This is a genomic window from Agriterribacter sp. (genome assembly GCF_035445465.1).
Classification (GTDB): Bacteria; Bacteroidota; Bacteroidia; order Chitinophagales; family Chitinophagaceae; genus Agriterribacter.
On the sequence record NZ_DAOMQT010000027.1, the window covers coordinates 29,561 to 55,030 of the forward strand.

22 protein-coding genes are annotated in these 25,470 nt (G+C 44.4%); 15 read left to right on the plus strand and 7 right to left on the minus strand.

Annotation, left to right across the window (positions count from 1 at the left end):
- Positions 1-10 precede the first annotated feature (10 nt).
- Entirely contained in the window at positions 11-1,690 is a 1,680-nt protein-coding gene (locus PLE34_RS13680; RefSeq protein WP_324557856.1) for a RagB/SusD family nutrient uptake outer membrane protein, read from the plus strand.
- Positions 1,691-1,842: 152 nt separating this feature from the next.
- Positions 1,843-2,178, plus strand: a complete 336-nt coding sequence (ytxJ, locus tag PLE34_RS13685) for a bacillithiol system redox-active protein YtxJ (RefSeq protein ID WP_324557857.1) — start codon at positions 1,843-1,845, stop codon at positions 2,176-2,178.
- 96 nt (positions 2,179-2,274) lie between these two features.
- On the opposite strand, the gene ahcY is transcribed toward ytxJ, so the two are convergent.
- Entirely contained in the window at positions 2,275-3,600 is a 1,326-nt protein-coding gene (gene ahcY / locus PLE34_RS13690; RefSeq protein ID WP_324557859.1) for an adenosylhomocysteinase, read from the minus strand.
- A 156-nt stretch (positions 3,601-3,756) separates the two neighbouring features.
- On the opposite strand from ahcY, the gene PLE34_RS13695 reads away from it, so the two are divergent.
- The 4 genes from PLE34_RS13695 (at position 3,757) to PLE34_RS13710 (ending at position 6,399) form a co-directional block, all read left to right on the plus strand.
- The gene (locus PLE34_RS13695; protein ID WP_324557861.1) at positions 3,757-4,257 is read left to right on the plus strand and encodes an Lrp/AsnC family transcriptional regulator; all 501 of its coding nucleotides are present in this window, start codon (positions 3,757-3,759) and stop codon (positions 4,255-4,257) included.
- A 211-nt stretch (positions 4,258-4,468) separates the two neighbouring features.
- Entirely contained in the window at positions 4,469-4,984 is a 516-nt protein-coding gene (locus PLE34_RS13700) for a DUF7935 family protein (RefSeq protein ID WP_324557862.1), read from the plus strand.
- Positions 4,985-5,128: 144 nt separating this feature from the next.
- The gene (locus PLE34_RS13705) at positions 5,129-5,830 is read left to right on the plus strand and encodes a MotA/TolQ/ExbB proton channel family protein (protein WP_324557863.1); all 702 of its coding nucleotides are present in this window, start codon (positions 5,129-5,131) and stop codon (positions 5,828-5,830) included.
- A 173-nt stretch (positions 5,831-6,003) separates the two neighbouring features.
- Positions 6,004-6,399 (plus strand): ExbD/TolR family protein, encoded by a 396-nt coding sequence (locus PLE34_RS13710; protein ID WP_324557865.1) that lies wholly within the window; start codon positions 6,004-6,006, stop codon positions 6,397-6,399.
- Here PLE34_RS13710 and prmC read toward each other — a convergent pair.
- The 4 genes from prmC to PLE34_RS13730 form a co-directional block, all read right to left on the minus strand.
- The gene (prmC, locus tag PLE34_RS13715; RefSeq protein ID WP_324557866.1) at positions 6,392-7,306 is read right to left on the minus strand and encodes a peptide chain release factor N(5)-glutamine methyltransferase; all 915 of its coding nucleotides are present in this window, start codon (positions 7,304-7,306) and stop codon (positions 6,392-6,394) included. The genes PLE34_RS13710 and prmC overlap by 8 nt on opposite strands.
- Positions 7,307-7,426: 120 nt before the next feature.
- Positions 7,427-7,903, minus strand: a complete 477-nt coding sequence (locus tag PLE34_RS13720) for a UPF0236 family transposase-like protein (RefSeq protein WP_324557868.1) — start codon at positions 7,901-7,903, stop codon at positions 7,427-7,429.
- 21 nt (positions 7,904-7,924) lie between these two features.
- Complete coding sequence (locus PLE34_RS13725; RefSeq protein ID WP_324557870.1) at positions 7,925-8,272, minus strand: hypothetical protein; 348 nt, start codon at positions 8,270-8,272, stop codon at positions 7,925-7,927.
- Positions 8,273-8,403: 131 nt separating this feature from the next.
- Positions 8,404-8,613, minus strand: coding sequence for a hypothetical protein (locus tag PLE34_RS13730; RefSeq protein ID WP_324557871.1), 210 nt, complete (start codon positions 8,611-8,613; stop codon positions 8,404-8,406).
- A 316-nt stretch (positions 8,614-8,929) separates the two neighbouring features.
- Between PLE34_RS13730 and PLE34_RS13735 the strand changes: the two genes are divergently transcribed.
- From PLE34_RS13735 to PLE34_RS13745, 3 genes are all read left to right on the plus strand, one after another.
- Positions 8,930-10,249: a TolC family protein gene (locus PLE34_RS13735; RefSeq protein WP_324557872.1), complete on the plus strand. Its 1,320-nt coding sequence runs from the start codon at positions 8,930-8,932 to the stop codon at positions 10,247-10,249.
- A 152-nt stretch (positions 10,250-10,401) separates the two neighbouring features.
- Complete coding sequence (locus tag PLE34_RS13740; protein WP_324557874.1) at positions 10,402-11,523, plus strand: efflux RND transporter periplasmic adaptor subunit; 1,122 nt, start codon at positions 10,402-10,404, stop codon at positions 11,521-11,523.
- Between the two features lie 80 nt (positions 11,524-11,603).
- The gene (locus tag PLE34_RS13745; RefSeq protein WP_324557875.1) at positions 11,604-14,798 is read left to right on the plus strand and encodes an efflux RND transporter permease subunit; all 3,195 of its coding nucleotides are present in this window, start codon (positions 11,604-11,606) and stop codon (positions 14,796-14,798) included.
- Positions 14,799-14,879: 81 nt separating this feature from the next.
- Here PLE34_RS13745 and PLE34_RS13750 read toward each other — a convergent pair whose 3' ends face one another.
- Positions 14,880-15,749 carry a serine hydrolase gene (locus PLE34_RS13750; RefSeq protein WP_324557877.1) on the minus strand — a complete coding sequence of 290 codons (870 nt, stop codon included), beginning with the start codon at positions 15,747-15,749 and terminating at the stop codon, positions 14,880-14,882.
- 620 nt (positions 15,750-16,369) lie between these two features.
- Between PLE34_RS13750 and PLE34_RS13755 the strand changes: the two genes are divergently transcribed.
- The 4 genes from PLE34_RS13755 to PLE34_RS13770 all read left to right on the plus strand — a co-directional run bounded on the left by PLE34_RS13755 (position 16,370) and on the right by PLE34_RS13770 (position 22,496).
- Entirely contained in the window at positions 16,370-17,956 is a 1,587-nt protein-coding gene (locus PLE34_RS13755; RefSeq protein WP_324557879.1) for a 3-keto-alpha-glucoside-1,2-lyase-like domain-containing protein, read from the plus strand.
- A 13-nt stretch (positions 17,957-17,969) separates the two neighbouring features.
- Positions 17,970-21,050, plus strand: coding sequence for a PVC-type heme-binding CxxCH protein (locus PLE34_RS13760; RefSeq protein WP_324557880.1), 3,081 nt, complete (start codon positions 17,970-17,972; stop codon positions 21,048-21,050).
- 59 nt (positions 21,051-21,109) lie between these two features.
- A complete protein-coding gene (locus PLE34_RS13765; protein WP_324557881.1) occupies positions 21,110-21,520 on the plus strand; it encodes a hypothetical protein in 411 nt (136 codons plus the stop codon).
- Between the two features lie 331 nt (positions 21,521-21,851).
- Complete coding sequence (locus tag PLE34_RS13770) at positions 21,852-22,496, plus strand: hypothetical protein (RefSeq protein ID WP_324557883.1); 645 nt, start codon at positions 21,852-21,854, stop codon at positions 22,494-22,496.
- A gap of 84 nt (positions 22,497-22,580) precedes the next feature.
- Here the strand turns inward: PLE34_RS13770 and PLE34_RS13775 are convergent, their stop codons facing one another.
- Entirely contained in the window at positions 22,581-22,808 is a 228-nt protein-coding gene (locus PLE34_RS13775; RefSeq protein ID WP_324557885.1) for a hypothetical protein, read from the minus strand.
- 325 nt (positions 22,809-23,133) lie between these two features.
- On the opposite strand from PLE34_RS13775, the gene PLE34_RS13780 reads away from it, so the two are divergent.
- Positions 23,134-23,643 carry a c-type cytochrome domain-containing protein gene (locus PLE34_RS13780; protein ID WP_324557887.1) on the plus strand — a complete coding sequence of 170 codons (510 nt, stop codon included), beginning with the start codon at positions 23,134-23,136 and terminating at the stop codon, positions 23,641-23,643.
- An 8-nt stretch (positions 23,644-23,651) separates the two neighbouring features.
- A complete protein-coding gene (locus tag PLE34_RS13785) occupies positions 23,652-25,442 on the plus strand; it encodes a DUF1549 and DUF1553 domain-containing protein (protein ID WP_324557900.1) in 1,791 nt (596 codons plus the stop codon).
- The last annotated feature ends 28 nt before the right edge of the window (positions 25,443-25,470 follow it).

The following is a 25,470-nucleotide window of genomic DNA, read 5'->3' on the forward strand; positions in this document are numbered from 1 at the left end:
TCTGATTGTTATGGTTAAGAAGATATTTTATATACTGTCATTATATACTGTAGCAAGTCTTGCTGGCAGTTGCACCAAGCTGCATGAACAGGTGCTGGATGAAACTTCCAGTACCGGTTCTACCGAAAAAGAAGTAACCGAAGGGTTGATCGCTCCAGTATATGCGATTTTACCGGGATTATTTCAGCACACACAGTATTTTGCTTTGCAGCAAATTTCTACTGATCAGGCAATATTGCCTTACAGGGGGGGTACTGATTGGGGAGATAATGGTATTTACATTTCATTGCTCAGGCATGAAACTACCAGTGCCGATCCCAACGTGAGAAATGTTTGGAATAACTTAACACAAGGCATTTCACGTGCCATACTGGCAATTACCGCGCTGCCGTCCAGTACCGATCCTAATGCACCATTGTTCCTGGCTGAAGCCAGGGGAATGCGTGCTTATTACAACCTGCTTTGCCTCGATTTATTTGGCATAGCATTTCAAAAAGACGATCCCCAGACCAACTCTGTGATCTTAAGAGGTAATGATGCCATAGAATATATTAAATCGGAATTATTGGCTATTGAACCTTTGCTGCGAGATGATACGGGCCCCGGCAGAATTTCCAAACAGGCGGTATGGGGATTACTCGCGAGGTTGCACCTGCAGTCTGCTGTATATCGCGATATTTATGCCTCTTCTTTCAGCTTTACCACTGATGATATGGACAAGGTGATTCAATACTGCGACCAGATCATTAATTCAGGGAAATTTGCATTGTCACCTGAATATTTTGAAATATTTGATGATGCCAATCACACCAATAAAGAGTTGATTTTTGCAGTTGACCAGAGAGCAGATCTTAATGGGCACAACCGTATGGCATATTTTTCTCTTTCTGGTGACCAGTTTCCCCTGGCTGCATACCCCGGAGCTAATGGAACAGACGGACCAGGCATTACATCTGATTTTTATCAAACCTGGAAACAGGCCTATGCGCCCAACGACCCGGCTGACATGGATGGCCGGTTTTTTAAAAGAAACCTGGATACCACTATTACCTGTATTCCGGGTAACAATTTTCATATAGACCGCGGTATATTAAGGGGGCAACAGTATGGATTGATAAGAACAGGAGGTGCGTTTGAAACATGTCCCAATGGAGATATGAAAGTGGGCAAGCTGTACAATAATACCCGCAACAGGCCCGACCTGCCGGTTTTCTTTACGGAGGAAATCAACTTTTCGGACTTCAGCAACTATAACAATGGCTACCGGGTAGAAAAATATGAATTCAGCCGTGGATCCGTGAGTGGCAGAAACTTTGGTGAACATGATATTGTTATATTACGCCTGGCTGATATTTACCTGATGCGTGCCGAGGCTCAATTGCGTAAGGGCGCGGGTAACGAAGCCGCAGCGCTTAATGATGTAAATACCATTCGTGCTGCCAGAACGGCAAGAATAGTTCCTCCGGCTTTAACAGAAATGAACTTAGATTTATTATATCGTGAAAGAGGGTTTGAACTGTATTGGGAAAATATTCGCCGCACAGATATGATCCGTTTTGGAAAATACGAAGGCACATGGACGGAGAAAACTAATTCAGATCCTAAGAAAAGGATCTTCCCGATCCCGCAAAATGCCATTGACGGGGCATCCAACCTGCCGGGATACCTGGTGCAGAACGACAGCTACTAAAATGTTTTTATAATTAGAAACATAGTTCCTTTCCGGAGATTAAACGCTCAATGCGCGGATTGATCTCCGGATTTTTTTTGTGCTTATCTTTGCGCCATTGGTTTCTTTTTGCACTTTGCAAGGAACAAACACTGCATCTCAAATCTGTAATTATGAACTGGAATGTGCTCACCACCGAAGCTCAGTTAACGGAGTTGCTCGAGAAATCAAAAGTAAATCCACAGGTAATCTACAAACATTCTACCCGCTGTGGTACCAGCTCTATGATAAAGAACAGGCTGGAAAGAGGACCTGTACCACCGGAGATAGATTTTCATTTTATTGACCTGATTACTTACCGCGCGCTTTCCAATAAGATAGCGGAAGACCTGGGTGTACGGCATGAATCACCGCAGGTATTGCTTATTCGGAACGGCGAATGCGTATATCACGAAAGTCATTATGCTGTTTATATGGAAGATATAGCAGCCCGAAGCATGCGCGCCTGATACAGGAGGTGTGAACGCTCAGGTATCAGGTGGAAGTACCTTATACCTCATACCTTATACCTTATACCTCACACCTCATACCTTACACCCTCCCTCCTAATACCTGTACTGTTCCGCTTTATAAGGGCCTTCTTTTGGAATACCGAGATATTCAGCCTGCGTTGTGGTAAGCTCTTCCAGCTCAACACCAATTTTTTTCAGGTGCAGGCGGGCAACTTTTTCATCGAGGTGCTTGGGCAACACATATACTTTGTTTTCGTAGTTTTTGTAGTTCGTCCAGAGCTCAATCTGAGCCAGTGTTTGGTTACTAAAAGAATTGCTCATCACAAAGCTGGGATGACCGGTAGCGCATCCGAGGTTTACGAGCCTGCCTTCCGCTAATAAAATAATGTCTTTGCCGTCAATAGTATACAGGTCAACCTGCGGCTTGATGGTGTCTTTGGTGCTGCCATAGTTTTTATTTAGCCAGGCCACATCAATCTCAATATCAAAATGCCCTATATTACAAACAATAGCTTTGTCTTTCATTAATTTAAAATGCTCGCCTGTTATCAGGTCGCGGCAGCCGCTGGCAGTAACAATAATATCGGCTTCTTTTACCGCATCAATCATTTTCTTCACTTCATAGCCATCCATGGCAGCCTGCAAAGCACAAATAGGATCAATTTCGGTAACGATCACACGGCAACCCGCGCCCGATAAGGAAGCGGCGGAACCCTTGCCCACATCGCCATAACCACCCACAACGGCCACCTTACCCGCCAGCATCACATCCGTAGCACGGCGTATAGCATCCACAAGGCTTTCCTTGCATCCGTACTTGTTATCAAATTTCGACTTGGTAACAGAATCATTTACATTAATAGAAGGAACAGGCAATGTGCCTTTCTGCATCCTTTCATATAAACGGTGGACGCCTGTTGTGGTTTCTTCACTCAGTCCTCTTACATGCTGAATAAGCTCAGGGTATTTATCAAATACAATATTCGTCAGGTCGCCGCCATCATCTAATATCATGTTCAACGGGCGGTCGGCGCTGCCAAAAAACAGGGTTTGTTCAATACACCATTCCGCCTCTTCGTTGGTTTGTCCCTTCCATGCGTATACGCCAATACCTGCTGCCGCTATAGCTGCGGCGGCATGATCCTGTGTTGAAAAAATATTGCAGGAGCTCCATTTTACTTCCGCACCCAGTTCAATCAATGTTTCTATTAATACCGCGGTTTGAATGGTCATGTGCAGGCATCCTGCTATACGGGCGCCTTTTAAAGGCTGCTGTGCTCGATATTCTTCACGGATAGCCATAAGCCCCGGCATTTCTGCCTCAGCTAATTTAATTTCTTTACGGCCCCATGCGGCAAGGCTGATATCTTTTACCTTATTCGGCAATGAAAAATCAATGGATTTGGAAACGGCTGACATGTGTTGAATGATTTAATGATGTATGAATACGTTTTTAGCTTATGCCATAATGATTGATGCAAAACTACGCTTATAGAACAGAATATTAGCGCATGGCTCATATTTGGGAAAAAAATATGTTTTTTCTAATTTTAAAGGATATTTATATAGTGTAGCATGAAAAAAACGCAGCAAAAAGAAAAACTGCCTGTACAGGTTCCTTTATTAGATGATAAGGATATCGCCATTTTACGGCTCCTGCAGCAAAACGCCCGGATTACGGTACGTGAAGTTTCGGATGCCATACACCTGAGCACCACACCGGTGCATGAACGGATTAAAAGGATGGAAGAAGCGGGAGTGATCCGCCAGTATGCCACCCTGCTCGATCATACTAAAATAAAAAGAGGACTAATCGTAATTTGTTATGTATCGCTCAAACAGCATAATAAAACAGCAGGCGCTAAATTTATTAAGGCCATACAGGACATGCGGGAAGTGACAGAATGCTATAATATTTCAGGGGATTTCGATTTTATGCTGAAAGTAATGGTGGAGAATATGGACGCTTATTATGATTTTCATGTAAATAAATTAAGCGAAGCAGAGAATATAGGACACGTTCAAAGTGTTTTTGTAATGGGGATTGTTAAACAAACACATCAGATGGTTTATTAGAGTGGTAAGTAGTAAGTAGTAAGTGGTAAGACGTGAAAAGTGAGAGGTGAGTAGTGAATTGTGAGAGGTGGCTGATAGGCGATAACGGACACCTCACAGCACTGACGGTTGAAAGCTCATAGCAGTTAAAAAGATTTACTTTTATTTCTTCTTTTCTTTAACACAACACAATACGCTTATTTTTGTTTTATAAGCAGTACAAATTTGCAACATGAACAATAACAGCAGCATCATTCTGGCTATCATAATTATTGTGGGAGTTCTGGGGGTGTATTTTTTATTCTATTTCCGTGAAACAAGAGGCGTTAAAAAGGAAAGGAAAAAGCCCGCTTACGATGCGTCACTGCAATTACAGGCCTATGAGCGGCTCACCATATTGGCCGAACGCATCTCCCTGAAAAACCTGATATCAAGACTTTCGCCTGCCCATATGGAAGCGTCGGCTTATCATGTGCTGCTGGTGGAAAGCATCAAACAGGAATATGAATACAATCTTTCACAGCAATTATATGTATCTGCCCAGGCATGGCAGGCTGTAACCAATCTTAAAGAACAGAATATTTTTATTTTACACCAGTTGGCGCATACCCTGCCCGAAACAGCCACAGGTATGGATTTGAGCAAACGCATCCTGGAACTGCTGGATGCCGATCCTAAAACCTCGTTGCATAGCATTGTGCTGGATGCGTTGCGGTATGAAGCGCGGCAGCTGATGGCCGGCGCATGATTATTTGCTTTCTATATAAATTGTTAATAGACCGGGGTGGTTACTTATAAAGAAAATAATCACACTATTTTCACGTTCGGCAAACGGGGTGATAAATTTGTTTATTTGTCATTACATTTGTCGCACTTTCAATAATACTATAATATGAGATTATTTTTCCTGCAGCTTGCTCCCGATTCTCTTAATAAAGCGTTAGCCAGCCAGCATGGTATCCCCGAGCCGGGTACCCAAATGAATCTTTGGGAACTGCTGCTGGCGGGAGGCTGGATTATGCTGCCCCTTGCATTACTATTGGTAATTGCCATATTTTTCTTTTTTGAACGCCTGATCGCTATTCGTAATGCCGGTAAGTTAGACTATAACTTCATGAGCATCATCCGCGATCATATTGTTACCGGCAATGTTACAGCGGCAAGGTCGCTGGCACGAAACACGTTTAACCCTGTAGCCAGGATGATTGACAAGGGATTGCAACGCATAGGCAAACCTATTGAAGCCATTGAAAAAAGCATGGAAAATGTAGGAAAGCTGGAAATTTATAAAATGGAACGCAATATTTCGGTGCTGTCATTAATAGCGGGCATAGCGCCCATGTTTGGCTTTTTGGGCACCATTATAGGAATGGTACAGTTATTTTACGGTATTTCCTCTACGGGTGAATATACGCTCAACACCATCGCCGGCGGTATTTATACAAAAATGATCACTTCAGCCAGTGGATTGATCATAGGACTGCTGGCCTATGTAGGATATAATTACCTGAATGCACAAATTGATAAAAATGTAAACCAGATGGAATCCGCCAGCGCCGAATTTATAGATGTGCTGCAGGAACCAACTAAATAATGTGAAAATAGTGGCGGTCGGCACACAACGAAGGAGTGTCGTCAGACCGCTGTCTGGAAAGTTGATTTTCGCTGATAGCTGATAGCTGATAGCTGATCGCGTGTAAAATATTAAACATGCCGCTTTTAACCGGGTAGCTTAACTTGCCCACTTACATAACAACAAAAGAAGCAATGAATCTGAGAAAAAAATTAAGGGATAGTGCCAGGGTGCATACCGATGCGCTCAACGATATATTGTTTATATTGTTGTTATTCTTTCTTATTGTATCTACACTGGCAAACCCTAATGTAATAAAAGTGTCGGCTCCCAGAGGGAAGAGCGATACCCAATCAAAGCAAACGGTGGTAGTATCCATAGATAAAAACAACCAGGCTTATATTGGTCAAAAAAGAATTTCATTAGATGACCTGGAAAGTGAGCTGCAGCTTGTATTGTCCAAAGCTCCCGAAAAGCCTTCCGTAGTGGTAAATGCCGACACGGCCGGGCATTGGGGCGATGTATATAAAGTGCTGCAAACCGCAAAAAAATTAGGCGCCACAGCCGTGGCTTCTGTAAGCGCTAATTAGCTTTCGCAGCTTTTATCATACGGTCTTTCCCCTGCATGTCTTTGCGCACAATGATATGCGTAAATCCTTTTTGGATAAAAATATTTTTTACCGCTTCACCCATCGTTTCATGAATTTCGGTATAGATGCACCCATCGGGCTGTAAATGTTGTACGGCAAAATCCGCTATAGCCGAATAAAAAATTAAGGGGTTATTGTCTTCCACAAATAAGGCCGTATGGGGCTCAAAATCAAGCACGTTTTTATACATATCTGCTTTATCCTTTTGTGGGATATAAGGCGGGTTGCTTACTATAATGTTAAGTTGTGGCAATCCTTTACTTTGCCCGGTATTTAAAAAATCCATATTAAAAAACTGAACAGGACACTGCTGGCTATGAGCGTTTTTACGGGCAACCGCCAGAGCTTCGTTGCTGATATCTATTGCATATACTTCACTTTCGGGAATGTTTCTTTTTAAGGCAATGGCAATGCAACCGCTGCCGGTACCTATATCCAATATAGCAGGTCTGCCCCCTGCTCCCTGTAACCTGTAACCTGTAACCTGCTCCCTGTAACCTGTAACTTGTAACCTTCTCCTCTCATCCCTCACCACCCATTCTACCAGCTCTTCCGTTTCAGGACGGGGGATCAACACATTTTCATCAACATATAGCGGTATACCGTAAAACCATGCTTCACCCAGTACATATTGCACAGGCCGGTGTTGTATCAGTAATGCGGTATAATGAGTAAGCGGGGCTTCCTGCTCTTCCGTTAAGATTTGATTTTTATGCAGCATACGGTCCATTTTCCCGAGTCCGGTAATTTTTTCCATTACCATTACCGCAATATTCCCGGCTTCCCGTTGATCGTATATATTAGATAATGCTTCGCAAACGAAACGGTAACCTTCGTAAATGGTCATACGCAAAGATAGGATGGATGCAGGTTACAAGTTTCAAGGTATAAGGTGGAAGGTGTGCAAGTTACAAATTCCAGGGAATGCATCCTGCTGCCTGGGTGCATTTAAAATTGTCGCGGCTATCTAAGCAGCTTTTTTTATCATCATAACGACTTTGCTCCATTGTCCGTTCATTTGAAGCACCCGAAGGTTGAGCATATTTTGTGCGCCGGTGTTAGTCCACCTCTGCCCTGATTGTTTCATTCGTTTTTGAACTACTGTTCGATGAGCAGATTCTATCGCTCCGGAGCCTATTATACCTGCCCCTATCTTTTTATACGTTTTGTAATCCATCCGGTATTCATTACTGGTATAATAATTTATCAGCTCTATAGCCGCTTCACTTTCTTTATCTTGTTTTTGTATATTGGCAATTACTTTTTTTACCTTACCATCCAATAAAAGTTCCTTTTGTTTGGTTACCCATTTTTTTCGCGCAGCCTCCTCACTAAAAGTAATGTTCGCAAATTGATGCAAGTGTTCGCAAACATGGTAATAATCTAATATAGATATTGCTTCGGGAAAGGCATCCCTGCCTGCCGGCAGGCAAGTTCTATCCAATTTTTTATCCAAATTCCACCATCAGAAACAAACACCAGGCGATGTCCCCAACCTTCCATAGGATTCTATAAAGCTATCCATCTGTTGGGTAAAATCCTTGCTATTTCCCAAATGAGCCACATACTGGCAATGTCTTATCCAGCCTGATTTCCCGTTGGGGTCAATGCATGATCCACTCGTAAACATTCTGCCCACTTTTACTTCTTTCCAGCCTTCATCACGGGTTAACAACATAGAGCCATCTGCTTGTACATACAACACTTCATCCTTTTTTACAGGCTCTAAGGAGCGGCTTACATTTACTTCCGTTTCTGCCAATTTCCCGTAACAATCTGTAACCAAATACACCTGCGAGACACTTACTTCCACATCAATAAATTTTCGCAAAACCTCATTACTCCTTTCATAACAATCCAACTGCCCTGCATATACCAGCAACTCCTGTAAATGCGGGCTTATCTGAAAACCATTTCCCCCTTCACAAAAACAATGCTGCTTGCTTATACTGATCTTCCCGTATTTGGTAAGTGTTTTTTTTTACGCCTGTTGTCGGGCACCTCACTTATAGTTGCTTCTAACACTTCCCGGCCTAACTCCCGCCATATTTTATCAAACTCCTTTTCGTAATCATAAAAACTATTAATCTTGTTGAGGGCTTGAAGTTCGGCATAACGCTTTTGCGCCAAAGCCATAAAAGCAGACTCTGTCATGGCAATATTGATTTGGTTCTCTAAATTTACCTTTTTTATCGCGACAATTTTAAATGCACCCTGCTGCCTGCACACCCTGTAACCTGTAACCTGGACCCTGGACCCTGCCCTGCTCCTGCCGCGTTAATGATTCATTAACAAAAAAATTAAACAAACGTTTGATTTATTGGTGTATTTAATTTTAACTTCGCCGCCTGATTTCCTTTCCCTGTACTTTACTATTGCTTGCACATTGGATTAACCGGGAATAATACAGGTAGACTAAATGCTGTACCCGGCTGATATTTCACTAACGGATAGTATATATAATACATTTATGAGAAAAGGAGTTCTGTTATTTTTAACGTGCCTGATCTTTATTTCTTTTCACTCAGCCGCACAGCAACAAGCTGATTCCTTACTGCAGGAGGCCACGCTGGAAAACTGCATTGCGTATGCTGTAGAAAAGCAGGCTGTTGTGCAGCAGGCGCAAATAGATGAAGCAATAACGGAAGCGGCCATTAAAAGTAAGCTTTCCGAATGGTTCCCGCAGGTTAATTTCAATTATACTTTTCAGCACAACTTCGAAGTGCAAACCAGTGTTATTGGCGGTAATCCTGTTAAGCTGGGGGTTGATAATACTTCCGGTTTAATGTTTACCCTTAACCAGGCCATCTTTAACCGGGATGTATTGCTGGCAAGCCGCACCCGCGCTGATGTGAGGCAGCAGGCCAAGCAAAATACGGAAAGTGTTAAGATAGACGTAGTGGCCAATGTATCCAAAGCATTTTATGATGTGCTCACAACGGAGCAGCAGATTAAAGTATCGGATGAAAATATTGTTCGCCTCGAACGCAGCTACAAAGATGCCTACAATCAGTACCAGGCAGGCATAACCGATAAAACAGACTATAAACGGGCAGCTATCGCGCTCAATAATACGGTGGCCGCAAAAAAAAGCTATGAGGTATTATTAAAGGCACGGATAGAAAACCTGAAAGCGCAGATGAACTATCCTGTAAATGCCCCGCTGCAAATAGCGTACGACAGTACCCACATGGAAAAAGAAATACTCCTGGATACTTCACAAACCCCTGATTATACAAAGCGTATTGAGTACCAGTTGCTGAGTACACAGCAAAAATTGCAGGAAGCGAATGTGCAATACAATAAATGGAGCTTTTTGCCGCAGCTCTCCGCTAATGGCGCCTATAACCTGAATTATCTCAATAATGATTTCAATAAATTATATAATCAGTCCTATCCTGCCTCGTATGCAGGTCTCACGTTGTCTTTTCCTATATTCCAGGGAGGGAAGAGAAAGTATGAGATCCGGCAGGCACAGTGGCAGCTAAGAAGAACAAATCTTGATATAGTAAGCCTGCGCAATGCAGTAAATGCAGAATACAATGCCGCATTGGCTAATTATAAAAGTAACTATGCCGGCTATATGGCAACAAAGGAAAATATGGTGCTGGCAAAGGAAGTATATGATATTATTCAGTTGCAGTACAAATCCGGTATAAAAACTTATCTGGAAGTAATTACATCGGAAACGGATCTCCGTTCGGCACAGATCAATTACTATAATGCTTTGTATGAATTACTGGCAAGTAAAATTGATGTGCAGAAGGCGCTGGGAGAGATAAGGGATTAATGTGAAAACCTGTCAGGACTGCAGGGCAGCTTTGGCAGTCCTCACAGGTTTACCATCGCAAGTTTTATTTGGTTTCTGAAATTTGGCTTCCTTCGGGTTTCAAAATTCAGGCTTCGAATTTTTTTATTTTTAAAAATATAATGTAAAGTTCAATGATATATAGATCTGTTTTATCTTATTCCGCGATCAGCGTTTCCTTGTTCATGATGTCGTGCGGCGTAGGGCAGCAACAAAAGCAGCAGGGTGCCCCGCCTGCAGTACCCGTAGCCGTTAAGGAAGCCAGGGTTAGTGATGCAGTGTACTACGATGAGTATCCTGGCATTGTTACCGCGCTTAACTATGTAGAGCTGCGGCCCCAGGTAAGCGGTTATATTACCGGTATCTACTTTAAGGATGGCGACAGGGTAAGAAAGGGGCAAAGGTTATATACCATAGACCAGCAGGTATACAGTGCCAATGTGCAGCAGGCGCAGGCCAATTTGCAGGTGCAGGAAACCAATTTGCTGAAGGCGCAGAAAGATGCCGACCGGTATCATGAGTTAGACAGGCAGGATGCCATAGCCAAACAGCAGGTAGATTACGCCGATGCCGCGCTGGAAGCCGCTAAAAAGCAGGTAGAGGCTGCCCGTGCAAACGTGAATGCCGTACAATCCAATGTTCATTTTGCCACTATCTTCGCTCCTTTTGATGGTACGATAGGGATCTCACAGGTGAAAACAGGTACAGCGGTAGTGGCCGGTCAAAGCCTGCTGAACGTGGTGTCTACCGACAATCCGATAGCGGTAGATTTTACCGTGGATCAGAAAGAAATATACCGCTTTTCGCAATTGCAGCAGGATAAAAAACGCCCCGGCGATTCTACTTTTACCATTGCTTTCGGCAAAGATATATATCCATATAAAGGAAGCATCAGCTTTATTGACAGGGCGGTGGATGCGCAAACCGGAACCATTAAAGTGCGCCTGGTTTTCCTCAATGATAAAAAATTATTGAAGGCGGGCATGAGCACCACGGTAAAAGTGCTGAATACTTCGGCTGAACAGTCGGTACTGATACCGTATAAGGCGGTAACCGAGCAGTTGGGAGAACACTTTGTATACGTAGTAGGCGACAGCAGTAAAGTAACCCAGCGTAAAATAAATCTGAGCAGGCAGATAGGGGCGGATATCATTGTAAAAGACGGGTTGGAAGCGGGTGAAAAAGTTGTAGTGGAAGGTCTCCAGAACCTGAGAGAAGGTGCGGTAGTAACCATACCTGATCAGGCCGCGCAGTAGGTTAATTTGATGGGCTGACAGTATATAGCTGACAGCTGCTACCCGATCCCTCATACCTGAATATTTTATTAGCAAACAGCATGATAGCAGAAACTTTTATAAAACGGCCGGTAACGGCAATGGTAATATCCATCGTAATTGTATTGGTTGGTATTATTTCCATGATCAATTTACCTGTTGCCCAGTATCCCGATATCTCTCCGCCAACCGTATCTATCTCCGGAAATTTTACGGGTGCCGATGCGCAAACCGTGGAGCAAACCACCACCACTGCCATTGAAACCCAGGTAAATGGCACGCCTGGCATGACCTATATGAGCAGCAACAGCACCAGCAGCGGGCAGAGCAGCATTACAGTGAACTTTGAAGTGGGCACCGATATTAATATTGCCACATTAGACGTGCAGAACAGGGTAAGCGTGGCGGAGCCTACGCTGCCGGATGCAGTAAAACGTTTGGGCCTTACCGTTAGAAAGCGGAATCCCAGCATTATGATGGCGCTGGCTTTTTACTCGCCCAACGGATCACACGATTCGAAGTTCGTTGGTAACTATGTGAACCTCTATGTTAAAGATGCCATAACCCGTGTAAAAGGTGTGGGCGATGTGTTTTCACGTGCCGATGAGTTTGGCATGCGCATATGGCTGAACCCCGAAAAGCTTGCTGCATTAAATATGACGCCTGCGGAAGTAAATGCCGCTTTGCAGGAGCAGAACCTGCAGGTGGCGGCAGGTACGGTGGGTGGCAATCCGCAGCCGGGCGCGCAGGCCTTTGAATACAGTGTGCTCACCAACAGCCGCCTGAACCGGCTGGAAGATTTTGAAAATATTATTGTACGCACGCGGCCAAACGATGGCAGCATCGTTTACCTGAAAGATGTGGCAAGGGTGGAGCTGGGCCGTTTTGATTATGGCATCAGCTCCTTTGCCAACGGCAAGCCCGCTGCCTTCCTGCTCATATACCAGGCGCCGGGCGCTAATGCCATGGATACCTATGAGGGCGTGATGAAAACGCTGGAAGGATTGAGAGCAGGCTTCCCGAAGGATATTGATTTTATTATTCCGCTGGAAACCGTTTCGGTGGTAAAAGCTTCTATCAGCGAGGTGATGTTTACGCTGGTGGAAGCCATGATACTGGTAGTGCTGGTGGTATTTTTATTTTTGCAGAACTGGCGCGCTACGCTTATTCCCGTGCTGGCAATCCCGGTTTCGCTCATCGGTACTTTCATTTTATTTGGTCCGCTGGGCTTTACCATCAACACGCTCACCCTGTTTGCCTTTGTACTGGCAATCGGTATTGTGGTGGATGATGCCATTGTGGTGGTGGAAGCGGTACAGCATAATATTGACCATGAAAAGATGTCGCCCAAAGAAGCTACCCGCAAGGCGATGAAAGATATTTCGGGGCCGGTAATTGCCATTGCGCTCATACTGGCAGCGGTATTTATACCGGTGGGTTTTATACCGGGTATAGTAGGAAGATTGTACCAGCAGTTTGCCATTACCATTGCCGTTTCCGTGCTTATCTCGGCATTTGTGGCTTTATCGCTTACTCCCGCTTTGTGTACGGTAATGCTGAAGCCCTCCAAACCTGCGGATGCAAAAAAGAACCTGCTTGAAAAATTCTTTGTATGGTTTAACGGCATATTCGGCAGGCTAACCACCGGGTATACCCTTAGCGTGGGTAAATGGATCAAAAAAACACCTTATGTGCTGGTAATGCTGGTGGTGCTTTTTGTGGGCTTATTCTTTCTTTTTAAAAGCAAGCCAACGGGTTTTATTCCTATTGAAGATGAAGGCCGCCTGCTGGTTACCTATGAAATGCCTGAAGCCGCTTCTACCACACGCAGTGTTGACATGCTGCGCGACATCGCGCAGCGCATCCGTCAGATACCGGAAGTAAAAGTAGCCGGTGGGTTGGCCGGACTGAATATCATCAGCTTTTCCACTAAATCTAATGCCGGCACGCTCTTTATCAGTCTTCAACCATGGGATGAGCGAAAAGGCGAAGGGCAGCACGCGCAGGATGTGATGAATAAAATACGCGCCGCTACCGCCGATATTAAAGAAGCCAGGATCCTGGTTATTGCACCGCCTGCTATTCCGGGCTTAGGCGCCACATCAGGGTTTACATTTGAATTGCAGCAGATCAGCAGCACAGACGATATTAATACATTTGAAAGAATTTCACGTGACTTCCTGGCCAAGGTAAACCAGCGGCCGGAAATAGCTATGGCCTATACTTTTTTTACCGCACGTACACCCAGCTACCAGGTAGATGTGGACAGGGAGCAGGCAAAAAAATTAGGCGTATCCATTTCAGATGTGTACGGCACCTTGTCTACTTTTCTGGGAAGCAGCTATATCAATGATTTTAACCTGTACGGAAGAAACTTCCGCGTGATGACACAGGCCGACAGCAGCTACAGGAGCTCGCTGAATGGCATTGAGAAATTTTATGTGCGCAACAGCCAGGGAAATATGATACCGCTTGGCTCATTGATGACTACCAGAACCATAGAAGCACCCGCTGTAATATCGCACTACAATATTTACCGTACCATTGAAATTAATGGTTCGCCGGCGCCCGGCTACAGCAGCGGGCAGGCTATTGAAGCCCTGAAGGAAGTGGCGGAAACGCTGCCATCCGGTTATGGCTACGAATTTTCGGGCATGAGCCGGGAAGAAATAGCGGCGGGCAGCCAGCAGTCGCTCATTTTTGCCATCTCCTTAGTGTTTGTGTTCCTTTTCCTGGCGGCGTTGTATGAAAGCTGGTCGGTTCCTTTTTCGGTATTATTTGCTGTGCCTATCGGCGCCTTTGGATCCATACTTACCCTGATATTGCTGCCCGGCTTGTCTAATAACATCTATGCGCAGATCGGGTTAATAACACTGATAGGACTTGCCGCCAAGAACGCAATACTCATCGTGGAGTTCGCGAAGGAGCGGGTAGACCATGGCATTGATGTGGTGCATGCCACTTTACAGGCGGTGAGACTGCGTTTACGCCCCATCGTTATGACCTCGCTGGCATTTATACTGGGTGTGCTGCCGCTGGCCTTTGCCACCGGCGCGGCGGCGGAGAGCCGTAAAACCATTGGATGGACAGTGTTTGGTGGCATGCTGTCGGCCACTACCCTGGCTATATTTGTGGTTCCGGTATTGTTTGTACTCATCACAAAGCTCTCTTATGGAAGGAAGCTCCGGAAGCTGAAAGAACAATCCATGCAGGAAGAAGCTATTGATAAAGCTATTCTTGACGGGAGAATAGGATAATGATAACCGCTTTTGCAAAAGCCATCCTCCGGGGTGGCTTTTCCTGTTATATATCCGAGCCTGTATAAGTGCGTGAATGAATTACTTACCATTATAATATTCCCACAGGAGCGCCGATATTTTTCTCGTCATTATCCATGCTTCATTGTTTTCATTCCAGCTTTGATCCTTATTGTTTTTGGTGAATATGCTGAAGATATAAGGCGTTCTTTTACCGTTTACATACAACACTTCATTGCGGCTGCCGTTTACAGCGCCGGTTTTATCGGCTGCAAAAACACCGGCAGGAATTTGCGACAGGGCCTGCTCATCCCAATACTGTCGGCCCAATAGCCGGAGCATTCTATCGCTTGCTGCCTTGCTGTATATTTCCCCCCGAACGATTTTTTCCATAATACCGGCAATCTCACGCGGTGATGATTGTCCCCAGCCGTATAGGCGCCTGTTTTCTTCCCTGCCTGTTGTTCTGCTGTTTACCCTTGTGGAAGTATAGCCAATGCTATCTATGATCTCGTTGATCCTTGTTCCCGAACCGGCGAGGGCCTGCAGCCAGAGGCTGGCACAGTTGTCGCTGATGGTGATCATCAGCATCATTACCTTGCTCAGCTCAATGGTAGCACTGTCTTTAAAACGCGAAAGGATATCGTCGCCTTCATCGTAAAAAAGCGAATCCCTGTACATAAGCCGCTGGTGGTAGTTCAGCTCACCCGTTTCTATTTTTTGCATGATGCCCAGGAGGATAGGGATCTTAACTATGCTGGCAGTGGGAAATACCGTGTCGGCATTGAGGAATGCTACTTTGTTATGCTTCAGATCGTGCACGTATATACCCACGGTGCCATTAAATCCGCTAACGGCGTCGGCTATGCGGTTTTGTAATTTTTTATCAACCTGCTGCGCATGCGCTGAACAAATGCATACGGCGAGTAAAATGGTTATAGCAATTCTCATGTATGAATGTAATGATTTTTTGGAAAAACGGTTTTTTGCTTCCCCGGTTTTAATCAGCATGACGGCAAAATTCAAAACCCGAAGCCGGAAAGCCTTGAAACAATGAACCACAGAGACACAGTGACACATAGAAGCACACAGTGGAATACAGGAAAAATGCAAAGCATCAAGAAACAAATTACAAGAAACAAATAAAGTTCAAATATTAAATTTTAAATCCGAAGCGAATCCCAATGGTACGATAAACCATAAATTGAGAAATCCGAAGCCGGAATTTCGAAATTCGAAGAAGGCCGTCAGCTATAAGCAGAAGGAGTATTCATCCTATCGTTAGTACTCACCTGATGCCTTATTCCCGCAAATCCGAAGCGAAATGCAACTATAAACGGTAAATTAAAAAAACTCGTATCCCAATTGGGAGTTACTTCGACCCTTAAAAATAGTATACATTATCCTGATCAGTTTAGGGTCTCGCAATGACGTTCATGAAAGGCCCGTCTTTGCGAAACAACATGTTGGTTAATATATTAGATTAATCCGTTAATATTACAGACCTGTTGACACGATAAAGATTATTAATTTGAAGCCTGGCAAAAGCTCAGAAAAATATTTGGATAATCATGCAATGGTCAATTTTCAATAAACTGTTTCATTTCCGTTTTATATACAGCTTTTTTTACGCCGCAGGAATAATGCTACTGGCCGGCGGCTGTAATTCTTCTCCCCAAACAGATCCCGGATTTTTCAACAGTACCAGCCTGGATGGATGGTCTGCCTCCGACAGCAGCTACTGGTCGGTACAGAATGGCGCTATTGTAGGACATTCCACTCACGAAGTGAAGCGAAACGAATTTTTATGGTCGAACACAGAAGTGACTGACTTTTACCTGAGCGTAGATGTTAAGCTTGAGCCCAATGACGGTAATGCCGGCATCCAGTTCCGCTCAAAAAAGTTCGATGAATCGGGACAAGCCGTAGGCTACCAGGCAGATGTAGGGAAAGATGTTTGGGGAAGGCTTTACCATGAGCATGACCGCACTTATATAGATTGGCCCGACGAGGGTGAAAAGGCTGTACGCCCGGGAGACTGGAACCACTACGAAATACTGGCATCGGGCAACCGGATATGGACAGCCATCAACGGTGTTTTATCCGTTGCGGTAGAAGATCTCTTCGGTGAAAAAAGAGGGCGGATCGCGGTGCAAATGCATAGCGGTCCTCCCATAACAGTACACTACCGCTTTAATAAGCTGGTGCATCACCCCAAAATAGAATTGGCCGGGCTCAATGAAAAGCAATTGGAAGAAAAGTTGCGGACACCTTTGAGCATTCCGGATGGAAAAACATTGGGCAACCGGAAACTGGAACTTAAAAATAATGATGTGGTGGTTTTTACAGGGGGTACCAATATGGCCAACTTTCGTAAAAGCGGTTACTTAGAAACGTTATTGATCGCTGCCAACCCCGGCAAAGCTCTGCATTTCCGCAATATGGCATGGGAAGGAGATGTAGCGGCAGAACAATATCGCGAAACAGGTTTTGGAGGATGGCAAAGCAACTTAGACAGTGTTCATTGTGATGTGTTATTTGTGCAGTTCGGTCAAATGGAATCTATACAGGGAGAAGATTCCCTGCCGGGCTTTATCAACGATTACAAACGCCTGCTGGATAGCGTCCGTAAAGACGGCAGGAAGATCGTTGTTGTGTCTCCTGTTCCATTCGAAGCCAAAGCGCTTCAATTATCCGGAAAACGGGCAGAGAGTATACCTGTAGTTCAGGCGCCTGTAGATAAATACGCCATGGCCATTAAACAGATGGCTGAAGAAGAAGGTTATGTGTATGTAGATTTATTTCGCCGGATGAGGGTACCCGGTTTGCAGGAACACTATACCACAAATGGCATACAGCTTACTGCAAAAGCGCAGCAACTGGCGGCAACGCTTATTATGAAGGAGCTGAACCTGCCTTCTGTTTACAAAGACGCTTATGAACCTTTGCGCAAACAGGTACAGAAAATGAATAGTTTGTGGTTCCAGTACTGGAGGGCAGGTAACTGGGCATTTATTTACGGCAGTGAACTGGTGCAACCCTTCAGCCGCGATTGGAAGGACAGGAACCACAGGATACTGCCGGAAGAAAGAACCGTCCTGGAATCGTATCTCAAAAAAGCGGAGCAGCGTATCCGGGAGGAAAGCGACAAATTATAACGCAAAAGCATACATGAATTATATCTCTGAAACAACACGGTTAAAAAACAACCGGGTGCTGTATTCCCACATTGCAATGTTGTTATTGCTGGCTGCAATAATTGGCACCTGCTCCTGCAAACAGCCGGAGCAGGCTCCCGTGCCCGGTAAGCAGCAAGCTGCGGAAATACCGGATCCTGTACCACCGCAAAATATTATGTCGGTAGCGCCATCGGAAACAGATAATTCGGTTGAAGCGGAGCTGGCGTCTTTTAAAGTTGCTGATGGATATAAGATAGAACTATATGCATCTGAATCACTCGGTATCGCCAACCCGGTAGCGATGCGCTGGGATGAGCGTGGCAGGCTTTGGGTTTTGTGTACCACCACCTATCCTCACCCGGAACTGGGGAAAAAACCAAACGACAAGCTTTTTATTCTTGAAGACAGAAACAACGATGGAATAGCGGACACTTCAGACGTGTTTGCCGACAGCCTGAACATTCCGCTTGGCTTTGAGCTCGGCCATGGCGGCGTATATATGGGGCAACAAACGGAGCTTGTATTTCTTGAAGATACCGACAATGATGGGAAAGCCGATAAACGGTCGGTGATCTTTTCCGGGTTCGGCACGGGCGATCTCCACCAAACGATCAATTCATTTAGCTGGAGCCCTGGCGGTGACCTGTTCTTTTCGCAGGGTCATAATATCTACAGCCGTATTGAAACCCCCTGGGGAATAAAACGGCAAAACCGGGCGGGGATATGGCGATACCGTCCGTATACAGGTAAGCTGGACAATTTCTTCGACTGGTCTACCGCAAGTGTTAACCCATGGGGAATGAATTTTGACGATTGGGGCAATATGTTTCACAAAGCCAATGATCCGCCGCTGTATTATTCCGTTCCGGGGCTAATTGAAAACTCCAAACGTACCTACCTGCCGGAAATCGGAAGCCTCGAGATCAAAGGCTCGGGCCTGGCGATCGTTCGTACCGGACACATGCCTGAAGATCTGCAGGGAGATTTTATAATGGCGGGCTATTACAATAACAGGGTAGAGCGTATGAAGGTAAGTGATGATGCTTCAGGATTCAAAGCCCGGCTTGTTGAACCATTGGTCATATCCGCTAGCAGAAGCTTTCGCCCGATAGAGGTGCATGTGGGGCCCGACGGCGCGATTTATGTATTGGACTGGTATGACCCGATCATCGGTCATTACCAGGCATCTTTACGTCATCCGGACAGAGACAAGCTGCGTGGCCGCATATGGCGTATTACAGCCAAAGGCAGGCCGCTTATAAAACCACCGCAACTGGCAGATCAACCGGTTGCTAAACTGCTTAACCATCTGAAGTCACGCGAATTTTGGGTACGATACCAGGTAAAGCGGTTGCTTGCCACCCTCCCCAGAGACACGGTTATTGCTGCAGTAAATGCATGGATCCAAAAGCTTGATCCGAACGATATCGCATATGAGCATCACCTGGTGGAAGCAGCAGGTGTGCTCGAAAGTCACGATACCGTGAATGAAAGCCTCGTTGCCCGTCTGATGAAAGGGATACAGCCAGGAGCAAGAGGCTATGCGGCGCAGGTAATTTCAAAATGGCACGACCGTATGGCGGATCCGCTGCATGCACTTCGCCTGTTGGTAAACGATAGCAACCCACGGGTAAGGCTACACGCGCTGGTAGCTTTAAGTTATATAAAGGAAGACCAGTCCATAGCGATAGCCGCTGAAATATTTAACCATCCCACAGACAGGTTCATTCATTATGCGTGGGAAAAAACAGTATACACCCTGCGTCCTGTATGGGAAAGGGCACTACGCCAGGGAAATATCCGTTTCAGTAAACCCGCTCACCTGGCCCACGTTATCGCCGACGACCCGCCAGCCTGGTTTCCTGCAAAGGAACTTATCCAACTGATAGCATTAAAAGATCTATCGGCAACAGAAAAAACAGGGTTGTTGCTGGCATTGGCGCAGGCAGACAGCGGTGCTTATATAGACGATGTGATCCAACGCGGAACCGAATTAAAAGACGCTGCGCTGCTTGACAAGTTATCCGCTCTCGGTCCGCAATCCCTTTCAGATAAGACTGCAGGTTATTTAACGGAAGTGCTGAATGCGGCGAATGCAACACCGCTTAAATTAGCTGTAATGAAGCTGCTGAAGAGCTGGCAGATCAAACAGGCGGGTGTTACGGTGGGTCAGCTTGTGCAGGACAAATCGCAGGAGGTTGAAATCCGGGCTGCAGCCATACAGGCATTCGCTCAATTGGAAGGGATCAGTGCTGTGCCGCTGCTCAAAACACAGGTCGGTACCGAACACAATCCCCGCGAAATAAAGCTGGCAGCGCTAAAAAGCCTGAGCGGGCTGGATTTAAACCTGGCAACCGGTCTGACGGTTGATGAAATACAGCGCTCAGCAAAAACGGTTGAAGAAATGCTGGAGATCATTTCACCTGTTATAGAACAACAGGGCGGCCTTGCACTGATCACAAGCCAAATAAAAGGTCAAACCATTTCTGCTGAAACTGCCAGGCTTATGCTGGAAGCATTGGCCAATAATGGAACGGAAGCGCCGGATTTGCGCACACAGTTAAATGCAATTGCCGGCAGGGCATTTACTGTACCCGCCGGTTACGACAGTGATTATATAAGCGAATTGATAAAATCAGTAAAGGAAAGGGGTGATGCAGCGCGGGGAGAGCAGTTGTACCTGCGCCTGCCTTCCTGTGCTTCCTGTCATACCATTAATGGTAAAGGCGGCAATATTGGTCCCAATCTTTCTGCGCTGGGGAGGGGCTTGTCGCCGGAGGAAATAGCCATTGAAGTATTGTGGCCTTCGCAAAACATTAAAGAAGGGTATAGCCGCGTAACGGCAGAAACGGCTAACGGGGAGATCATACAGGGGATCAAACTGGCTGAAGATGCAGACAATATCCAGATTAAAACGGCCACAAGGGGAAATGTGAGTGTCAGCAAAAAATCGCTGAAACATATTGAAGAAGAGGGTTCCTTAATGCCAGGTGGTTTGTTAGATGGCGCCGGAAAGGAAGAACTGGCGGATCTTATCAAATATTTAAGCATGCTGGGGCGGGATAATAATTAGTATTACGACAAACTGATTTAGAAACATTTATTGTATTGGGTTGCTAAAAGGAATTAATAATGGCATTTTATGATTTACCAAAGCAAGAACGTATACATGTTGTTGCAAAAATGAGCAACGATATTTTAAGTGAAATTGAAAGCGGGAAGTTTAAAAACACTTTTTCATATTTTGCAGACGAAGATACCTACATAAGAAAATCAGCGTACTTATCTATTGGACGACTTTATTTTAGCAATAAAAGATTACAGCCAAAAGTCATTCAAATGCTTGATATATTCCTGTTGCAGGATGATTTTAAAATACGGCAGACGGTTATTAATGCGGCAGTAGAGATTGGGAAAAGAGACTTTGGAGTTGTGCAACTTTTTTTGATAAGGGTTTGTTTGACACACATCATTCTCCACGAAATGCAGTTATTGGTTCTGTCAAAAAAATGGGATCCACGTTATCGGGCAAATTGCTTATAAAAAGGATTGTTTAAAAATTGTAATAGAACATCTTAATAATTGGGACAACAAAGAACTGGTTGCAGATGCGCTGGAAGAAATTATTGACGTTCATTATCGCTATCGGAATTTTTCCGCGATGACACGCGAGACAATACATTGCCGCTAACTATCAGGCCAATAAGCGCAACAACAAAAGGAAAGGAATGTAGGGTTAGAAATCAATCAAAATTCTTTAAAAACAAAAACCCGGTTTCATCATCCCATGCGGGAGAGAGGATTTACCGGGTATCGCATTGCAAATATACGTCTTTAAACTTACATTTGTAACAACTGTTTTAAAGGCAATTTGATGAATATTGACGACTTAGAAAAGCTTCTTTCAGCAAAAAGGCTTAGTACTTATTACAACCTGTTCCCTACAGACAAAGAAAAAGCTATTGAGTATTACAGGCTTAACACCCAAGTTTCAGAATCGTTTTATCCTTTGCTTTCCAATCTGGAAATAGCTTTGAGAAATTCTATACACAACTCGTTTGCCATACACTATAAATCGGCAGACTGGTTTTCACAATTTAAACAACCCGAATTATTTGACCAGGTTAATGTTGCCAAAAGAAAAATACTTACAGGGCACAACCAGATGACAGCCGACAAAGTGGTTGCAGAATTGACCTTCGGGTTTTGGACAACTCTTTTCAATAAGCAATATGCTAAAGATTTTTGGAAACCTTTAATGTATGCTTTTCCACTGCTTGAAACTGCCAACAAGCAGAGAGACAAAATTTCTTATAAACTCAATCACATTCGCAAATTCAGAAATCGCATCTTTCATTATGAGCCTGTTTGTAATGACCTTATTGCATTGGCCACAAACCACAATAATATTTTAGAAATTCTCAACTGGATAAATGCAGACATTGTTAACTGGACAAGACAAATTGACCGCTTCGACAATTTATATAACAAAGCAGTTGCTCTCCGCACAGCGACCTGAGCCAACGAACCAAGTCAGCATACAATATGCAACTACGGCGGAATACTTGCAAATTTTAAATCTAAAATTTCAAATCCTATTCACTTAATCCGTCAATTCCTCAATAATATATCCAAAATCGCCAATAGCTTCTATGATGCGGTTATTATCTATGGCGCCGTTACGGCTTTCTACACGTAATATTTTATCACAATCCTGCAAATCGAAATTAATCTTATAGGAAGGGAAATAATCTACAAGTGCGGCCAACAGCTTTGCTGCCTGTGTTTCCTGCTCAACATTTGTTTTGAATACTTCTACCAACTGTTCCATTGTTTTAGCATTTTTTAAATCAGGTAAAATATTCTCCCGGGCTTAAAAAGGTTAATTTGCCTTTGAAATCAACCTGTAGCATGCAAACTTAAAACAGGCTGCTGACAACCCTATGGCAGTGCAATGAGGTTTTACTTATTTTATTTATCGCAACAATTACTGTTCCATTTCTCCGGCAGGCGATTATTTGGATGAACCGTTACTTTTAATTCATTTTTTTCATATTTTAAAAAAATGTACTGCATTTCTCCTGACAACTTTTAACTGAATAGTGTTGCACCAAAAAAAGAGATTAACTTAGGAAACGGTTGTTAAAATTGTATCAATGAAAAATCTTTATATAGTTGTATTATTTTGTTTGGTTAGTGGAATAGCGCTGTTCGCTTTCATGTACCTGTCCGGCAAAAAACCCATCAGCCTTAATAAGGAAGATGCCATCAGCTATAATTTCCAGGTTCGTCCTATCCTGTCCGATAAATGCTACGCCTGCCATGGTCCCGATGCCAATAAAAGGGAAGCAGGGCTAAGATTGGATATCCGGGAAGAAGCTTATAAGGCTTTGAAAAACAACCCCAAAGCTCATGCCATTGTTCCGGGCAAGCCTCATTTATCTGAACTTTATATACGGGTATCAGCTACAGATACTGCCATAATGATGCCACCCGCATCCGGTAATTTACCTGCACTTACAAAAACAGAAGTTGCCATTATTAAAAAATGGATTGAAGAAGGCGCCCGCTACGAGCCCCACTGGGCTTTTGTGCCCCCGCAAAAATCACCGGTCCCTAAAGTAAAAAAAAAGCGTGGGCCAAAAATGAAATTGATCATTTTGTAGTGAGTAAAATGGAAGAACACGGGCTTGCGCCAAACGAAGAAGCGGATAAAGAAAGATTACTCAGGCGTATTGCATTAGACATTACGGGACTTCCGCCAACACCTGCTCAAATAGACCGTTTTGTAAAAAGCACAGATCCCGGGGCCTACGAAATAATGATTGACAGCTTGCTGCAGCAACCGGCTTACGGCGAACGTATGGCTATTCCCTGGTTAGATGTGGCGCGTTATGCAGATTCGGGCGGCTACACGGATGATTTTTACAGATCGCAATGGCCGTGGAGAGATTGGGTGATCTATGCCTTTAATAAAAATTTACCATATGATGTGTTCTTAACCTGGCAGCTGGCAGGCGATTTAATGCCTGAAGCCACTAAAGAACAGATACTGGCAACAGGCTTTAACCGCAACCATAAAATTACCGATGAAGGTGGCGTAATTGATGAGGAATACCGCGTGGAATATGTAGTAGACAGGACTAATACATTCGGAACAGCTATTTTAGGTATGACTATTGAATGCGCCAAATGTCATGATCATAAATACGATCCTGTTTCACAAAAGGATTTTTTTAGGCTTTCGGCTTTCTTCAATAGTATTAAAGAAGTTGGATTAGATGCCATAGCTCCCGCCAAAAATCCACGAATGGATATTACACAGGAAGACCTGAAAGGTGTGCTGAGCTTTATTACCACTTTTAGAGATACGGCAGGATTGCAGGTGTCTGTAATGAAGGATATGGATACCATCAGAAAAACGTATATCCTTTCAAGAGGCGCATATGATCAGCATGCAGAAGAAGTGCAACACGGTACCCCCGAAGCTATCATGGTCTTTCCGGCTGATCTTCCTAAAAACCGGCTGGGGTTATCTCAATGGCTTTTTGATGCAAAAAACCCACTTACTGCAAGGGTTTTCGTAAACAGGGTGTGGCAGGAAATTTTTGGGAGAGGCATCGTACAATCATCCAACGACTTTGGCATGCAGGGCGAATTACCCACCAACCCCCAATTATTAGACTGGTTGGCTGTAGATTTCCGGGAAAACGGATGGAATATAAAAAGACTGGTAAAACAGATCTATATGTCGGCCACCTACCGCCAGTCATCGGTAATAACACCTGAAAAATTAAAAGCCGACCCGCAAAATATTTATTTATCGTATGCGCCGCGTATCCGTATGAATGCCGAAATGATCCGCGACCTGGTGCTGGCCAGCAGTGGATTATTACAACCCGCAATAGGCGGTCCAAGCGTTAAACCTTACCAGCCTCCAGGCCTCTGGGAATTGGCTACAGCGGGCAGGGGTACGCTAACAGTATATAAGCAGGATCATGGCGAGCAGCTTTACCGGAGGGGAATGTATACATTTATTAAACGTACCGTGCCGCCTCCTGCTATGCTGATGTTTGACGCCAGCAACCGCGATCAGTGTGAAGTAAAAAGATCAAGAACGAATACACCTTTACAGGCCCTGATCATGATGAACGACCCTACTGTACTGGAAGCATCTGTTGCCCTTGCCGATGACCTGGCCGAAAAGAAAATGACTTCGGATGCGGCTGTTACCAATGCTTTTCTACGCATCATAAACCGCAAGCCCGACAAGCAGGAACTGGGTATTCTAATGCAATATTATAAAGAACAGGAAGTTTACTTCAAGGCCAATCCCGCCAATATAGAAAAAGTTACCAAAGCGGGGGAATATAAAATGAAAAATAAACCTGACCCTGAAATAGCTGCATTAACACGGCTGGTGCAGGTTATATATAATATGGAAGAAGCTATAACAAAAACATAAGTAACAGATAATGGATTATCGCAATTCG